Below are 16,037 nucleotides of genomic sequence, written 5' to 3'. Positions count from 1 at the left end.
TGAGGCGGCAGACGCGCCAGCTGGGTCAGCTATGGCCGGCTGGGGCCACGGAACCCATCAGTTCCACGTGTGCCGTCGGATTTACCGGCGTTGCCATTGCTGCCGTTTCCACCGGTCCCACCGACATTGGTCATCCCGCCATCGCCGCCGCCACCACCGTTGCCACCGCGACCATCGCCGGCGGGTCCACTCGCACCGCCGGCGCCACCAGCGCCGCCGGCACCACCGATCCCTGCCTGTCGAACAGCGGCGACACCGTACCCACCGTCGCCGCCGTTGCCGCCGACCGCGCCGTTGCCCCCAGCACCACCGGCACCGCCCGCACCGCCGACCCCGACCGCACCCGTTGAACCTCGCAGGACCGGGGCCCCGCCACCAGCACCGCCCCAGCCGCCTCTGGCTCCGTTGCCGCCAGCACCACCATCGCCGCCCGCGCCACCGGTCGCGCTCGCGCGATCAACGACGACACTTGTTCCACCTGGAGCGGTGAACGGGTTGACGCTTCCGCCGTGTCCACCGTTACCACCAATTCCGCCATTGGCACCGATTCGACCACCATCACCGCCCGCACCACCGAGGAAAGTGCTGTTGGTGACCTCGCCATATCTGCTGCTCGAGCCGTTGTAGTAGACATCGCCGCCCTCACCGCCGACGCTGCCGCCAGAACCGCTGCCGCCGTCGCCGCCGGTGAACGTGCTGTTGGTGCTGTTGGTGTACGTCATGTACACATAACCGCCGGCACCGCCAATTCCACCGTCGATTCCGTCGCCGCCACGGCCACCGGTGACGATCGTTCCAACGTTGCTGGTGGTGGTGTTGGTTTGATAGGCAGTACCCCCTACTCCGCCGTTGCCGGTCCCGATGGCATTGCCCCCGGCGCCACCGATCACGGTTCCGCGCCCGGATCCGCTGCTTCTCGCCTCGGCTCCCGAGCCACCCGCGCCGCCGGTCCCCGACGCTGTCCCATCGCCCCCGCGGCCCCCGGCACCGCCAGTGGCAGTGCCGTCGGCCGCGGCTACGGATGCGCGGCCGCCCACCCCGCCATGGCCGCCAGCGGCAGTCCCCGACCCGGCGCCGCCACTACCCCCGGCGCCTCCGGTCGCCTTGCCCCAGTCGGATTCCGCGGCACCGCCGCCTCCGCCGCCTCCGCCGCCGTAGCCCGGCCCGTTCTGGCCACCAGCACCGCCTGCGCCACCGGCACCGCCGCTGCCTCCGGTCACATTCATGCCGAAGGCAGAACCCGTGCCGCCGTTACCGCCGCGGCCGCCCGCGCCGGCATTCCCGCCATCGGTACCCATGCCACCTGTTCCACCGGTGCCGCCGATACCTCCGGCGCCGTTCAGGCCCGCGGCACCAGCACCGCCCACACCGCCATCACCGCCGACACCGCGTGCTCCGCTGGCCGCATGGCCGCCGGCCCCGTTGAGGCCGCCGGCGCCGATGTGGCCGGCCGCGCCGCCGGTCCCGCCAGTACCACCGACGTTTCCGAAGGCGCGCTCGAGGACCCCGTTGACCGAGTTGCCGCCCGAATCACCCACTGGGTTCTGACCACCCGTGCCGCCGGTACCGCCGACCCCACCGTTACCGGCTGCTCCGCCGACCCCGCCCGTGGCCGTGGCTGCTACCGCAGCACCACCGGTTCCTCCGCTTCCGGCGTCGCCGCCTTTACCGCCGGTGCCGCCGACTCCACCGCTACCGCCGTTGTTGTTGTAGCCGGTTCCGCCGGTCCCGCCAGTTCCGCCGGACCCACCGGCACCACCGACACCGCCGCTTCCGCTCAGCGCACCACCTTTGCCGCCGCTACCGCCGTTGCCACCGCGTCCACCATCGGTGCCGGTTCCGCCGTTGATCTGGGTGGAGGTGCCGGCAGTCCCGGCCGTCCCGGCGCCGCCATTGCCGCCCGCGCCGCCCGCGCCGCCCGTGCCGTGGCTGCCAGCCCCACCGCCGTTACCGCCGTTACCGCCCGTGGCACCGGCAATCGTGGCGGTGTACCCCTTGCCGCCGCTACCGCCGTTACCGCCGCTTATCGTTCCGGCATTGCCCCCGGCAGCCCGGGTGGAACCATCACCACCCAAGCCGCCTTGCCCACCAGACCCCACTCCCGCACTGTCACCACCACGCCCACCGGCACCACCGTGGACATGCGCGGCGGTGCCATCGGCGCCGTTTCCGCCGTTACCCGCCACCCCTGCGTTTCCGCCCGCACCACCGACACCACCAGCGCCATTGGCTCCAGCGGTGCCAGCGGTAGCGGTACCACCCACGCCACCGGCACCACCATTGCCGCCATTGCCACCGCTACCGCCGGCGGTGCCGTCACCACCGGCACCAGTGCCACCACCGGCGAAACTGCCCACCGCACCGTTGACGCCGTTGACCCCACTACCGCCGGCACCGCCGGCGCCACCATTGCCGCCGGCACCGCCATTGCCCGACACCGAGCCGCCCGCGCCACCGGCCCCGCCAGCCCCGCCATTGCTGCCCGAAGACCCGGTGGGTGCGCCAGCGCTGCCCGCTTTGCCGGCGAATCCAGCGCCGCCGTCACCGCCGCGCCCACCAATGCCAGTCGCACCGGCGTCCCCTCCGCGGCCGCCGGCACCGCCGGTTTGCCCGGCCGTGGTTGCGGCGGCACCAGCGCCGCCAGCTCCGCCATTGCCCCCACCGGTGGCCGCTAATCCGGTAGTTCCGTTGGCGCTACCGCCTGCGCCAAGCCCGCCCTGACCGGCTAGTCCAGCGTTGCCGCCGCGGCCACCGTCGCCGCCATCGCGGTTGCTTACATCGCCAGCACGACCTGCTGTGCCGTCACCAGCTACGCCGGCGTTGCCGCCGGCCCCACCCTGCCCGCCGACACCGCTGCTACCGGCTCCCCCGAACAGCCCGGCTTGCCCGGCGCCTCCGCCGACACCACCGGTACCGCCATGGCCACCATCGCCGCCGTTGCCTCCATTGATGCCGTATGCGGTTGCAGCTGCGGTGTAGCCGACGCCGCCAGCGCCGCCAACGCCACCCGCGCCGCCGGAGCCGCCGGAACCGCCGGAACCGAACAAGAGTCCACCGCGGCCACCAGTACCCCCGACACCACCAGTACCGGCATCCGACCCCGACCCTCCCGCGCTGCCCGCGGTGCCGGCCGAGCCCGCCATGCCGTTGCCGCCCAAGCCTCCGGCGCCACCGCGGCCGCCGTTGCTGAACAGGAAGCCGCCCGCTCCGCCGGTGCCCCCGGAGCCACCCTGGCCAGCGCCCCAACCGTCCCCGGCCGCTGATCCGCTTCCGCCCCGGCCTCCATCTCCGCCCGCACCCCAGATCCAGCCACCAGCACCACCGGCACCACCGGCACCGCCGTTACCGCCGAATTGACCATCGCCACCATTGGTGCCGTTGCCACCATTGCCGAACAGGAAGGCTCCATCGCCGCCACGTCCCGGCGCCCCGTCAATCGGAGCAACCCGAGCTGCGGCGAACATCTGCTCCCCGGCTCCGTCGCCCGCCACAGCCGTGTCGGTACCGCTACCGGCGTCACCTCCGTTGCCGAAGAACCAGCCCGCGTTCCCTCCGTTACCGCTGGCACCAAAACCGTCGCCGCCGTCGCCGAACCACAATCCGCCGCTACCGCCGTCGGGATTGTCCACGGTGCCATCAGCCCCGTCACCGATCAGGTATCGGCCGCTGGCTTGGTTCACGAATCCGCTGACAGCCTGACCTAGATCGCTACGGAACCAATCCTGCATGGACGAATACCAAGGTTGATAGATCCACTGGTTAAGAACCTCGACCCAGTCCGTCGCCGGCAAAGCGTCGCCGGCGCCCGGCAAAGCCCACCAAGACTCGCTGCTGCTCGTCAGCAGGTGATCCCAGAATGACGGAGCCATCCAGTTCAGATCCAGAGGGGAAAGCCAGGAGCCCACGTCGATCGCCGTCGAGGCATCGGCCGCCCCGGCCATCGTCACCGGGTCAACCACATCGACTAGCCAGTCAAGGGCCGGCACATCCGCGTGCACCGTCGGCGCTGCGCTGATCGGGGCGACCCCGAACGCCAAAAAAGCACCGATGGATGCTGCGGTACCTGCGGTGACGCCACCACGCTTCTTCGACTTACGACCGGCCATCACAGCTACCCCTGCTTCTAAGTTCAACCTGTGGATAACGAAGTCTTATCAGAAGTTCAGGTTACGCGCACGTTAACGAATCCTCACCGGCGGAAAAGATCTCTTGGTCGCCACAGCGCCAAAGTGCGCGAACTCGACGCCGTCAGCGCAGAGTCAACGAGAGAAGACGATGAGCGGGATCGCTGTCTCGGCTGGGGTCAGCGCACCGTGGAAGCCCACCAGCGCCGACGCTTGCGGGGGCTCGTGTTTGCTCGCCAGGATCGCGGTGTCGCCGGTACAGGTCACCACGACGTCGCCGATACGCGCCAGATGCCGTTGGGGCACCGACCCGAACACCCCGGAGTCAACCAACTGCTCGCGGCTTTGGACCACTGCCCGACCGGCCAGACGCTCGGTCCAGACCGCCAAAACATCTGCGGTGGCGCCGGGTTCGGTATGTAGGTAGCGGACCCGCGGCTCGCCGGCGACCACCCGAATGCCGGCGCTCAGCGCCGGATCGGCGTCCAGATCGATGCGGGCCCGGTCGGGCACGTTGATCCCGCCATGGTCCGCGGTGACCACCAGCGCCGCGTCGTCGGGCAGGTTTGTCAGCAGATGCTCCAGCAGGGCATCGACCCTGGCGGCAGCGGCGTGCCAGTGCGCTGAGCCGACGCCCGACGCGTGTGCCGCATTGTCGAGGGCGGCGGTGTAGGCGTAGACAAGGCCCGGCGAGGCCAGTTCGGCCACGACGCGCCTCGCATAGGACTCACCCTTGCCCACCGGGCAGAACTCCGCGCCGCGATAGGCAGCCTCGGTCAGGCCGCTGCCCACGAACAGTTCTGGCAGCACGGCGCGGGCGCCCACTCCGGCGGCACGCAGCCGCTCGAACCAGGTGGGCACCGGCTGCCACACCGTGGGCGAGGGCTGATCACCCCAGAAGATGTGTGTGAGCACCTGCTCGGTTCCGGGAATGTTGACGGTGAAACCCAGCACACCGTGCTCACCGGGCGGCACGCCGGTGCCCAGCGAAACCAGGTTGGTGGGCGTCGTGGAGGGGAAGGTGCAGGACAGCTCGCTCAGGTGCCCGGTGGTGCCGGCCAGCGCCGAGGCCAGCAGCGGCGCATCGCGGGTCAGTTGCGGCAACAGGTGATAGCCCAGCCCGTCGACCAGCACCAACACCACTCGCCGCACGTCCCCGACACTCTCACGCAGGCCGAGTGTGTCGGTTGCGTCCGGAGCCCCGAGCAGTGCGGCCGTGGAGGGCAGAATGTCGCAGATCGAACCGGGCACCGGTTTAGCCTGCCATCGACCGTTTGTGCGCTACAGCGCAGGTCTGATCGGTCCTCGATGGATCCCGCTGCGCGTACCGCGAACCGCACACGCCCCGACACCGCCGGGGTTAGCGTTCTTCGAGTGCAGACACCCCCGATCGACCTCGGCTCCTGGATCGCCCGGCGGGCGGCGGCGACGCCGCTGCTTCCGGCCATCACCTTCGGTGAGACAACCTGGAACTACCGCGATTTCGCCGATCGGATAGACCGATTGGCGGCCGAGCTGACCGCCGGGGGAACCGAGCGCGGAGATCGAGTCGGCTACGCGGGGCTGAACCACCCCGACTTCCTGGTGACACTGTTCGCCGCCGCCCGGATCGGGGCGTCTTTCGTCCCGCTGAACTGGCGACTGACCGCCGCCGAACTCGGCTACATCCTGGGCAATGCGCAGGTGCACACCCTGATCGCCGACGCCGAGCGCGCGGCGGTGATCGATCCGGTGCGCGCGGAGGCGGGGCTGCAACGATTGATCGCCCTCGACCCCGTAACGGGCACGGAGGTGCTCGATGAGCTCCTGGCGCAGCGCGCTCCATTGGCCGAGCCGGTGTTCGCCGACCCCGACGACATCGCGGTGATCATGTACACCTCCGGCACCACCGGGCACCCCAAGGGGGCCATGCTCACCCACGCAAACCTGTTCTGGAACAACGTCAATGCGCTGCTGACGTTCGACACCAGCCAGAATGATGTGTCGTTGGTCTGCGCGCCGCTGTTTCACATCGGCGGCCTCAACGTCACCACGCTGGTCACCCTGCAAAAGGGTGGGCAGATCGTGCTGATGCCCACCTTCGACCCCGCCGAGGCGCTCCGGCTGATCGCCGAGCACCGGATCACCACCATGTTCGGGGTCCCGGCGATGTTTCTGTTCATGAGCCAGCGGCCGGAGTTCGCCGACACCGACCTGTCCAGCGTGCGCAACTTCGTCTGCGGTGGCGCCCCCGTGCCCGAACCGTTGATCCGGCTCTACGGCGATCGCGGCATTCCGTTCGCCCAGGGCTACGGGCTCACCGAGACCGCGCCGCTGGCCTTGGTGCTGCGCACCGATGAGGTCGGCGTGAAGATCGGTGCCGCGGGCAATCAGGTGCTGCCACTGTCGGATGTGCGGCTCGTCGATATCGACAATCAGCCGGTACCGGCCGGCGTACGCGGGGAGATCTGCGTACGCGGGCCGCAGGTGATGGCCGGCTACTGGCGCAACCCCGAGGCCACCGCCGCGGTGATCGACGCGCAGGGCTGGTTTCACACCGGTGATATCGGGCAGGCCGACGACGAGGGCTACATCTGGGTGCTCGACCGGGTGAAGGACATGGTGATCTCAGGCGGCGAGAACGTCTATCCCGCCGAGGTCGAAGACGTGCTGTACGGGCATCCTGCCGTGGCCGAGGTGGCGGTGCTGGGCACCCCGCACGAGAAGTGGGGTGAGGCGGTGACCGCGGTGGTGGCGCTACGCCCGGGCGCGTCGTTGGAACTCGAGGAGTTGCGCGACCACGCTCGCGGCAAACTCGCGGCGTTCAAGTTGCCCATCCGGCTGGAGTTCATCGACGCCCTACCCCGGACACAGTCCGGCAAAGTGGTGAAATACCAGCTCCGCGAGAGGCTTTCACCACAGCAGGACGCGCAATAACCGCCTGCACCTTCGAAGTCACCGGCAGCGGCCAGTCAGCACCCTGCAGACATGCTTAAGTTACGGTAAATTCCGGATCACAGACCCCTGATCCGGTTCGGCGCTGTCGCCGCGACCGCCCGCTGAGAGGCCCCCATGTCGCGTCAACACCGCACCGCTCACCGTCGTCGTCGAGGCCTGGTGACGGGCGCCGCGGCGGCCGTTCTGGCCTTGGGGGTGAGCCCGCTGGGGCTGGCGCCCACCGCCAACGCGGACTTGGAGGACCTGCTCGACCCGAGTTTTTGGTTCGACCCGGCCAACTGGTCAGACACCGGATTTTTCACCGAGATCGGCACCGCGGTGTTCGACCCCACCGCCCTGGGCCTGGGCGACCTGTCCTCCTGGTTCGACGGCGTGGGCGCGGCCGACTACTCGGCATTCAGCCTCGATGACTTCACCCAGGGCCTCTATCTGCAGTTGCACACCGGCATGCAGGACTGGATGTCCAGCTCCTTCGGGCAGCAGGTTGGCGATCTGATCAATCCCCTGTTCGCCTCCGGCGCGGTGTGCGGGCTGATCTGCAATGGCGTCGACGGCACCGAGATCGACCCCAATGGCGGCACGGGTGGCTGGCTGTTCGGCGATGGCGGTAATGGTTATGACGCCGACATCGCCGGGGTGGCCGGCGGAGACGGCGGCGCAGCGGTCTGGTTCGGCAATGGCGGGGCCGGCGGAATCGGCGGGGCCGGCGCCGATGGCGGCGACGGCGGCATCAGCGGTGCGCTGATCGGGTTCGGCGGCGCCGGAGGTGACGGCGGCGAGGGCCTGGTCGGTGGAATCGGCGGCGACGGCGGCGACGGCGGCGGCGCGGCCGGAATGTGGTTCTCCGTAGGCGGTTTCGGCGGCAACGGCGGTGCCGGCGGCGACGCACTGGACGGAATCGGCGGGGCCGGCGGCAACGGCGGCAACGGCGGTGTCCCCGTCGCCAACGGACCGACGGACGAAGGTTCGAGACCATCGCTGGGAGCTGAACTGTTCAAGATCGGCGGCGCCGGCGGCAACGGCGGGGCCGGGGGCGCCGGCCTGACCGGTGGAGTCGGCGGCACCGGCGGCGACGGCGGCCTGTCATGGGCGCGATTCGGCGGAGTGACCGGTGGGGCGGCCGGTGCCGGTGGCACCGGCGGTGACGCCACCGAGGCGGGCGGCGCCGGCGGCAACGGCGGAATGGGCGGCGGGACCTTCTCACTGTTCGGCGGCACCGGCGCCGCCGGCGGCCAGGGCGGGGCCGGCGGCGCCGTTGACGGCGACGACGCCCTCGCAGGAGCCGGCGGCGTCGGCGGTCAAGGCGGCACTGCCTTCGCCATCTTCGGCGGCAACGGCGGTGCGGGCGGTGGCGGTGGCACCGGCGGCGCCGCAGTCGGTGGCGGCAGCACTGCCGGCGCGGGCGGCCAGGGTGGCTTCGGCGGTATCGGCGGGTTCCTGTTCGGCGGGCAGGGCGGAAACGGCGGGACCGGCGGCACCGGCGGCGCTGCCACCGGTGCCGACAGCGTCGCCGGTACGGGCGGTGACGGTGGCACTGGCGGGCTGGGCGCCATCGTCAGCGGCGGTACTGCCGGCGCCGGAGGTGTCGGCGGAACGGGCGGTGCCGGCACCGGCACCGGTGCCACGGCGGGCAGCGGCGGTGACGGCGGTAACGCCGGTTCTTTCGGCGGTGTCTATAGCTCGCCCGAGCAGTTCGGCGGAGCGCTCAGGCAGCTCTCGGTCCTCTCCGGCAAAACGCCCGAGGAAATCCAGGCCCAGATCGACCGGCTCGCCGCTACGTCCGGAGTGTTGGAGAATCCCCTCTTCGGCTCGATCACCTCGATTTTCGGCGGTAGCGGCGCAGACGGCGGCGCCGGCGGAGCGGGCGGAGACGTCAGCGGGCCCGAGGGCCTGGCCGGCAGCGGCGGCACGGGCGGCGACGGCAGCGGCGGCGGCGGCTTGCTGGGCGGCTCAGGTGCCACCGGCAGCGGCGGCGCGGGAGGTAACGGCGGCGATGCCAGCGGCACCGACGCCCTGGCCGGCAACGGCGGAACAGGCGGAAACGGGGCTTCTAGCGGCCTCTTCTCCGGAACCGGAGGCAATGGCGGTACCGGTGGGACGGGCGGCGACGGCACCGACGGTGCGTCTGCCGGGTACGGCGGCGCCGGAGGAACGGGCGGGACGGGCTCTCTCTTCGGCAGCGGCGGCGGCAATGGCGGAGCCGGCGGAGCCGGGGGCAGCAGCAACGGCGGAGTCGCCGGGCAGGGCGGGTCCGGCGGTACCGGAGCCGTCGGCCTGGGTGGCCTTTTCAACGCTTTCGAGACCCTCCTGAACGGCGGCACCCGGCCGGAGACAGGTTCGGGCGGCGGCGGTGGCGGCGGCGGTGGCGGCGCCGGAAATGCCGGCACAGGTGGCGACGGCGGAGCCGGGGGCAGCGGAACCGAAGCCGTCGGCGGCACCGGTGGCACCGGTGGCACCGGAGTCAACGGCGGCACCGGAGGCACCGGCGGGGCCGGCGCCCAGGGCGGTTCCGCGGCTTCGCTGACCGGTGGCGTCGCCGGCGGCACCGGAGGAAATGGCGGTGCCGGAATCGGTACCGGCAGTACCGGGGGCAACGGCGGCACCGGCGGCACCAGCACCACTGTCCAGGGTGGCGCCGGCGGCAACGGTGGCACCGGGCTGGACGGCGGCACCGGCGGTAACGGGGGCACCGGCGGCAACGCCGGCACCAGCGGCCGTGACTACACCACGCCCGCTGACGAGACCACCGAGCGCACCACCGTCCCCGGCGGCGCAGGCGGAGCTGGCGGCAAGGGCGGCGCAGGCGGCACCGGCGTAGGGGCGGTCAAGGGCGGCGACGGCGGGACCGGCGGCAACGGCGGCAATGGCACGAACGCCACCGAGACCGGGCCTGGCAGTGCCGGTGGCGCGGGCGGCGACGGCGGCAACGGTGGTCAGATCGGCGCGGGCGGCAACGGTCGCGGTGGGGCCGGCGGCAACGGTGCCGACGGCGAGCCCGACGGCGTGGCCGGAGCGGCCGGTGGGGCCGGCGGCAACGGCGGAGCCGATGGCACCCCGGGAGCGCCCGGGGTGCCCAGCGCGAGTTCTGACGGCGGAAGCTGAGCTGATCCACGCCGCCACCCAGGTGGCAGGATGAACGGATGGCAACCGGTGGCACCGCGCCCTTCGACCCGATCGACCCGCTGAGTCTGGACAGCCTGCTCTCCGACGACGAGATCGCGCTGCGTGACACCGTCGCGAAGTTCTGCGCCGAACACGTCACGCCGCACATCGCCGAATGGTTCGAGATCGGCGACCTGCCGGCCCGGGAACTCGCGCGCGAGTTCGGCAAACTCGGGCTGTTGGGCATGCACCTGGACGGATACGGCTGCAGCGGGGCGTCAGCGGTGCACTACGGCCTGGCCTGTGTGGAGCTGGAGGCCGCCGACTCCGGTCTGCGTTCGCTGGTGTCGGTGCAGGGCTCGCTGGCGATGTACTCGATCTACAACAACGGCTCGGAAGAGCAGAAGCAGCAGTGGCTACCGGGCATGGCCGCTGGTGAGCTCATCGGCTGCTTCGGGCTCACCGAACCCGACGTCGGCTCGGACCCGGCCGCCATGACCACTCGGGCCCGCCGCGATGGTTCCGATTGGGTTCTCAACGGCCGCAAGATGTGGATCACCAATGGCTCGATCGCCGACGTCGCGGTGGTGTGGGCAGCCACCGACGAGGGCATCCGCGGGTTCATCGTGCCCACCGACACCCCCGGGTTCACCGCCAACACCATCCACCACAAGTTGTCGCTGCGCGCCTCGATCACCAGTGAACTGGTGCTCGACGATGTCCGGCTTCCCGCCGACGCCCTGCTGCCCCACGCCCGCGGCGTCAAGGGCGCGCTGGCCAGCCTGTCCGAGGCTCGCTACGGGATCATCTGGGGTGCGATGGGCGCGGCGAGGTCGGCCTGGCAGGCGGCCCGCGACTACGCAATGGCGCGCACCCAATTCGGCCAACCGATCGCGGGCTTCCAGCTCACCCAGGCAAAGCTGGTCGACATGGCCCTCGATCTGCACAAGGGGCAGTTGCTCTCGCTGCACCTGGGCCGCCTCAAAGACGGTGCGGGGCTACGCCCCGAACAGGTCAGCTTCGGCAAGCTCAACAACACGCGGACAGCGTTGGATATCTGCCGGACCGCCCGAACCATCTTGGGCGGCAACGGGATATCGCTGGAGTACCCGGTGATCAGGCACATGGTCAACCTGGAGTCGGTGCTGACCTACGAGGGCACGCCCGAGATGCATCAGCTGGTGCTGGGCCAGGCTTTCACAGGCCTCGCCGCCTTCCGCTGACCTGCGCGGGCTGCGACCATGACGACTCGCGAAGTTCTGGGACAACAGGCAGCGGCGTTCCTCGCGCTGCACCAGCCGGGCAACCCGGTGATCCTGCCGACCGTGTGGGACGCATGGTCGGCGACGTTGGCCGTCGACGCCGGGTTCCCCGCACTGACCATCGGTAGCAAGCCGGTCGCGCTATCTCTGGGCAAGTCCGACGGCGAAGGTATGGCGTTCACCGAAGTGCTAAACCGAGCGCGTCAGATCACCGCCGTGGTCGACGTGCCGGTATCGCTCGACATCGAGTCTGGCTACGCCGAATCGCCCACTCGACTGGTCGAGGGTCTGCTCGATGTCGGCGTGGTCGGGTGCAACATCGAAGATTCGGTACACCGTGAGGGCAAGCGCCTGCGTTCTTCGTCTGAGCACGCCGAGTGCGTGGCCGCGCTGCGGGCTGCCGCCGACGCGGCAGGGCCCATCTGGTCATCAATGCTCGTACGGACCTCTTCCTTCGCAACGACGGTGATGACGCCGACCGCATCGATCGGGCCATCGCGCGACTGACCGAATGTGCGCACGCGGGAGCGGACGTGCTCTACCCGATCGGTTTCCACGACGCCGACACCCTGCGCGTCCTGGCCGCCGCGCTGCCGAAGCCGATCAATGCGCTCGCCGCGGCCGACACCGCCGACCGTGCCTCCTTCGCAGCACTGGGCGTTGCACGGGTCAGCTTCGGGCCGCTGCTGCAGAGCGCCCTGGGCCGACATGCCGCAGAAGTACTGACACGCTGGTCCTGAACCAGCCCTCCCGCACCGTCGACACCGAACTTGACACCTGTTAAGTTCGTCGTCGTGGACAACATTCGCGGCAAGACCATTGCCATCACCGGCGCGGCCCGTGGTATCGGGCTGGCCACCGCCACCGCCTTGCTGGCCAGGGGCGCCCGTGTCGTCATCGGCGACCGCGACGTCGCGGTCCTGGACAAAGCGGTCAAGCAACTGAGCTCGCGCGGTCAGGTCTCCGGACACCCGCTCGACGTGACCGACCGTGAGTCGTTCTCGACGTTCCTGGACAAGGCACGCGCCGACGGCGACGGGCACATCGACGTGCTGATCAACAACGCCGGCGTGATGCCGGTCGGGCCGTTTCTCGACCAGTCGCCGGAGAGCATTCGCTCGGCGACCGAGGTCAACTTCTACGGTGTGCTCAATGGCTGCCAGCTGGTGCTTCCCGAGATGATCAAGCGGCGCAGCGGCCACATCATCAACATCGCCTCGCTGGCCGGCATCGTGGCCGTACCGGGCCAGGTGCTCTACGCCGGGACCAAGTTCGCCGTCGTCGGTCTGAGTACCGCGATGTCCGACGAGTTCGCGCCGCACGGCGTCAAGGTCTCCGCTGTGCTGCCCACCTTCACCAACACCGAACTGATCTCGGGCACGACACCGTCGTCAGCCCAGAAGCCGGTGGAGCCCGAAGACATCGCCGCCGGCGTCGTCAAAGTGCTCGACAAGCCCAAGACGTTGGTCTCTGTGCCCAGCTTTGGGCGGCGCGTCTCGATCTTGGCGAGCCTGCTGCCGGACGGGGGCCGTCGCTGGCTGAACAAGAAGACCCAGAACGACACCGTGTTTCTACAGTTCGACACCGCGGCCCGCAAGGCCTACGAGGATCGCGCGCAGCACGCCACCGGCGTCGTCGAAGACAACTAGGACTGACCAGGCGCTGGGCCAGTAACAGCTAGCCCAGCGCCTGATCCAGGTCGGCGATCAGATCGTCGGTGCCTTCCAGGCCGACAGAGATGCGCACTACCCCGTCACCGAGTCCGATAGCGGCCCGCCCGTCCGGACCCATCGCCCGGTGGGTGGTGGTCGCCGGGTGAGTGATCAGGGACTTCGCGTCCCCGAGATTGTTGGAGATGTCGATCAGCTTCACCTTGTCCAACAACTCGAACGCCTTGTGCTTAGCCGCATTCTGCGCAGCGTCGAGCTCGAAGGTCACGACGGTGCCGCCTCCGGACATCTGTCTGCGCGCCAAGTCATATTGCGGGTGCGACGCCAGGAAGGGATAGCGCACCCAGCGCACGGCCGGGTGCTGCTCCAAGAACTCCGCGATGCGCAGCGCCGCGGAGTTCGCGTAGTCGACCCGGATCGACAGCGTCTCCAGACCTTTGAGCAGAACCCACGCGTTGAAGGCGCTCAGGGCGGGCCCGGTGTGGCGCATCAGGGTCTGCACCGGGCCGTCGATGTAGTCCTTGTCTCCCAGGATCGCCCCACCCAGGACCCGCCCCTGCCCGTCGAGGTGCTTGGTACCCGAGTACACCACCACGTCCACTCCCAGGGGCAGCCCCTGCTGCAGCAGCGGGGTGGCAAAAACGTTGTCCAACACAACTTTCGCGCCCGCGGCGTGAGCCAGCTCGACGACCGCGGCGATATCGACCAGCGATTGCATCGGGTTCGACGGTGTCTCGAAGAACACCGCGTCGGTGGGCACCGACAGTGCCTGCTCCCACTGCGTGAGGTCCTCGCCGTCGACGAAGACGGTTTCCACACCCCAGCGGGGCAGGATCTCGTTGCAGATCACGAAGCACGACCCGAACAGGCTGCGGGCGGCCACCAGACGGTCGCCGGCCTTCAACAGTGCGCCGAGTGCGACGAACACTGCCGCCATACCGCTGGCGGTGGCGAAAGCCGCCGGAGCGCCTTCGATCAGTCGCAGCCGTTCCTCGAACATCGAGACCGTCGGGTTTCCGTATCGCGAGTAGACGAATCGATCGATCTCGCCGGTGAACGCCTGCTCCGCGGCGGCCGCCGAATCGTAGACATAGCCGGAATTGAGAAACAGCGCCTCGGAGGTCTCGTCGAACTGTGAGCGGAGCAGGCCACCACGCACGCCCAGGGTGGCCGCATTGACGCCGTCGGGCAGCGGTCGGGGGATGCGAACCGACGGTGTGGGGTCCTGCTCACTCATGACTGGGTCCAGGGCAGGCCGACGGCTCGCCAGCCGGTGCCACCCCGGTGGGCGTGCTCGTCCAGCTGGCCCTCGAAGCCGTCGAGCACGTTGTAGGACGGGGTCAGACCCAGCGCGGTGCCGGCCTCGGCGGCGCCGATCGAGCGGTTGCCCGAACGGCACAGGAAGATCGCGGGCCCGCCGGCCACCCGCGCCGCCAGTTCGCGGGTGAAGTCGCGGTTGGGGCTTCCGTCGGAGTGCACCCACTCGATGCAGATGACTTCGCGGTCCAGTCCGGAGACGTCAGGCAGACCGACGAAGCGCCATTCGGCGTCGGTGCGCACGTCAATCAGCGTCGCCGCCGGGTCGTCGCGCAGTATCGCCCAGGCCTGCTCGGGTGTGATATCTCCTGCGTAGCTCACCTGCGGAAGTCTCGCACCTGCGCCGGTTTCGCGCCATGGGGGGTCACGGCCAGAGCTTGCCCAAAACGGTCGCGACCTGCGCCGCTCGGTCACGCGCGACCACGACGTCCGGCCCGGTGGCCAGCGCCAACCCCAGTCGCCGGCGGGGGTGCCCCTCATGATGGGAGAACACCACCACGTCACTTTCGCTCACGGTGAGCGCATCGGCGACCACCGCGACACTGTCCGGCGTGGGCGTGCTGACGGTGCCGCGGCGGGAGTAGATCAGCCGAGCGGCACCGGGCGAGACCATGATGGTGTCGGTCGCCATTCCGAGGATCCCGCGTGCCTGCAACTCGAAACCGGAGAGCCGCTGGGTGCGCAGGGTCAGCAGCGCGGCATCGTAGGGGCGCATAGTGACTCCGGCGAAGTACACCTCATCGCCGTAGACCAACAGCTCCACTCCGAACAGACCGCGACCCCCGAGTGCCCGCGCGACCCGCGCGGCGATCGATTTGGCCGCGTCGAGCGCCACCGCGCTCATCGGATGCGGTTGCCACGACTCCACCGTCAGTTGCCCGCCGGGCTCCTCGATGCTGCGGTGGCCGATCGGTGCGCAGAAGTCCAGCGCCGGCCCGCCCGGGCTGTCGCGATGCACGGCCAGCAGTGTTACCTCACTGTCGAACTCCACCACGGTCTCGGCCAGCACCCGCGGCGGGGTCTCCGCGGAACCGGCCGCCACCGCACGCTGCCACGCGGGTTCGATGTCGCTGTCACGCACCATCACCGAGCGGCCCTCGCCCACCGAGCCGCCCACCGGTTTGACCGACATGGGGTAGCCGGCCCGCTCGGACACCTCGCGCAGTTCTTCCACCGAGCCGACGAACCAATACGGCGCGGTGGGCAGCCCCAGCTCCTCGGCGGCCAGCCGCCGCATCCCCTCCGGATCCGCGGCCAACCGGGCCCCGCGAATGCCGGGGACCAACTGGGTGACTCCGGTGTCGGCGGCGACCGTCAGCGCGTCGGTGGCCACGACTTCGGAGGCCACCACGACGAACTTGGGCTGCAACCATCTGATGGCCGCCGTCAGTTCGTCGTTGTCGCTGATATCGACCACCACCGAGCGATCGACGACCCCGTGCAGGGTGGCATCGGCGTAGCGGTCGATCGCGATCACCTCGGCGCCCAGGCGCTGCAATGCCGTCACCAATTCGCGGCTGAGGTCACCGGACCCGAGCAACGCAACCCTGGTCCGGCTGGGGCCGTCTGTGGACAACCGCTCGGTCGTCAACTCACCCGCCTGCCCGTTCACCGCCCCACCCTCC

Annotated in this window: 9 protein-coding genes and 1 pseudogene; 5 read left to right on the top strand and 5 right to left on the bottom strand. The window is 70.1% G+C overall.

Annotated elements, in window-relative coordinates:
* Window positions 1-29: 29 nt before the first annotated feature.
* Together G6N09_RS20295 and G6N09_RS10330 are read right to left on the bottom strand one after the other, a co-directional pair.
* Window positions 30-4,106, bottom strand: coding sequence for a PE family protein (locus tag G6N09_RS20295; RefSeq protein ID WP_163752584.1), 4,077 nt, complete (start codon window positions 4,104-4,106; stop codon window positions 30-32).
* A 153-nt stretch (window positions 4,107-4,259) separates the two neighbouring features.
* Entirely contained in the window at window positions 4,260-5,375 is a 1,116-nt protein-coding gene (locus G6N09_RS10330; protein WP_083022587.1) for an alkaline phosphatase family protein, read from the bottom strand.
* 57 nt (window positions 5,376-5,432) lie between these two features.
* Here G6N09_RS10330 and G6N09_RS10325 point away from each other — a divergent pair, with 57 nt between their 5' ends.
* The 5 genes and pseudogenes from G6N09_RS10325 (at window position 5,433) to G6N09_RS10305 (ending at window position 13,074) form a co-directional block, all read left to right on the top strand.
* The gene (locus tag G6N09_RS10325) at window positions 5,433-7,040 is read left to right on the top strand and encodes an acyl-CoA synthetase (protein WP_083022586.1); all 1,608 of its coding nucleotides are present in this window, start codon (window positions 5,433-5,435) and stop codon (window positions 7,038-7,040) included.
* Window positions 7,041-7,175: 135 nt separating this feature from the next.
* Window positions 7,176-10,163, top strand: a complete 2,988-nt coding sequence (locus tag G6N09_RS20290; protein ID WP_163752758.1) for a PGRS repeat-containing protein — start codon at window positions 7,176-7,178, stop codon at window positions 10,161-10,163.
* A 38-nt stretch (window positions 10,164-10,201) separates the two neighbouring features.
* Complete coding sequence (locus G6N09_RS10315) at window positions 10,202-11,386, top strand: acyl-CoA dehydrogenase family protein (protein WP_083022585.1); 1,185 nt, start codon at window positions 10,202-10,204, stop codon at window positions 11,384-11,386.
* Between the two features lie 18 nt (window positions 11,387-11,404).
* Window positions 11,405-12,165: pseudogene (locus G6N09_RS10310) on the top strand (isocitrate lyase/PEP mutase family protein).
* A gap of 54 nt (window positions 12,166-12,219) precedes the next feature.
* Window positions 12,220-13,074, top strand: a complete 855-nt coding sequence (locus G6N09_RS10305; RefSeq protein WP_083022584.1) for an SDR family oxidoreductase — start codon at window positions 12,220-12,222, stop codon at window positions 13,072-13,074.
* 28 nt (window positions 13,075-13,102) lie between these two features.
* Here G6N09_RS10305 and G6N09_RS10300 read toward each other — a convergent pair whose 3' ends face one another.
* From G6N09_RS10300 to purT, 3 genes are read right to left on the bottom strand one after another with little or no spacing between them, the layout of a single operon-like run.
* A complete protein-coding gene (locus G6N09_RS10300; RefSeq protein ID WP_083022583.1) occupies window positions 13,103-14,332 on the bottom strand; it encodes an O-succinylhomoserine sulfhydrylase in 1,230 nt (409 codons plus the stop codon).
* Window positions 14,329-14,733, bottom strand: a complete 405-nt coding sequence (locus G6N09_RS10295) for a rhodanese-like domain-containing protein (protein WP_083022582.1) — start codon at window positions 14,731-14,733, stop codon at window positions 14,329-14,331. The genes G6N09_RS10300 and G6N09_RS10295 overlap by 4 nt, the downstream gene beginning before the upstream one ends.
* Before the next feature lie 43 nt (window positions 14,734-14,776).
* Window positions 14,777-16,024, bottom strand: coding sequence for a formate-dependent phosphoribosylglycinamide formyltransferase (gene purT, locus G6N09_RS10290; protein ID WP_083022581.1), 1,248 nt, complete (start codon window positions 16,022-16,024; stop codon window positions 14,777-14,779).
* Between the last annotated feature and the right edge of the window lie 13 nt (window positions 16,025-16,037).

Source organism: Mycolicibacter minnesotensis, assembly GCF_010731755.1.
GTDB lineage: Bacteria > Actinomycetota > Actinomycetes > Mycobacteriales > Mycobacteriaceae > Mycobacterium > Mycobacterium minnesotense.
This window is presented reverse-complemented; position numbering and strand designations above follow the sequence as displayed.

What these genes read in the sequence shown, in the direction of transcription:
- G6N09_RS10315 (WP_083022585.1), top strand. Translation starts at nt 10,202, where the DNA reads ATGGCAACCGGTGGCACCGCGCCCTTCGACCCGATCGACCCGCTGAGT.
- G6N09_RS20290 (WP_163752758.1), top strand. Translation starts at nt 7,176, where the DNA reads ATGTCGCGTCAACACCGCACCGCTCACCGTCGTCGTCGAGGCCTGGTG.
- G6N09_RS10325 (WP_083022586.1), top strand. Translation starts at nt 5,433, where the DNA reads ATGGATCCCGCTGCGCGTACCGCGAACCGCACACGCCCCGACACCGCC.
- G6N09_RS10300 (WP_083022583.1), bottom strand. Translation starts at nt 14,332, where the DNA reads ATGAGTGAGCAGGACCCCACACCGTCGGTTCGCATCCCCCGACCGCTG.
- G6N09_RS20295 (WP_163752584.1), bottom strand. Translation starts at nt 4,106, where the DNA reads ATGGCCGGTCGTAAGTCGAAGAAGCGTGGTGGCGTCACCGCAGGTACC.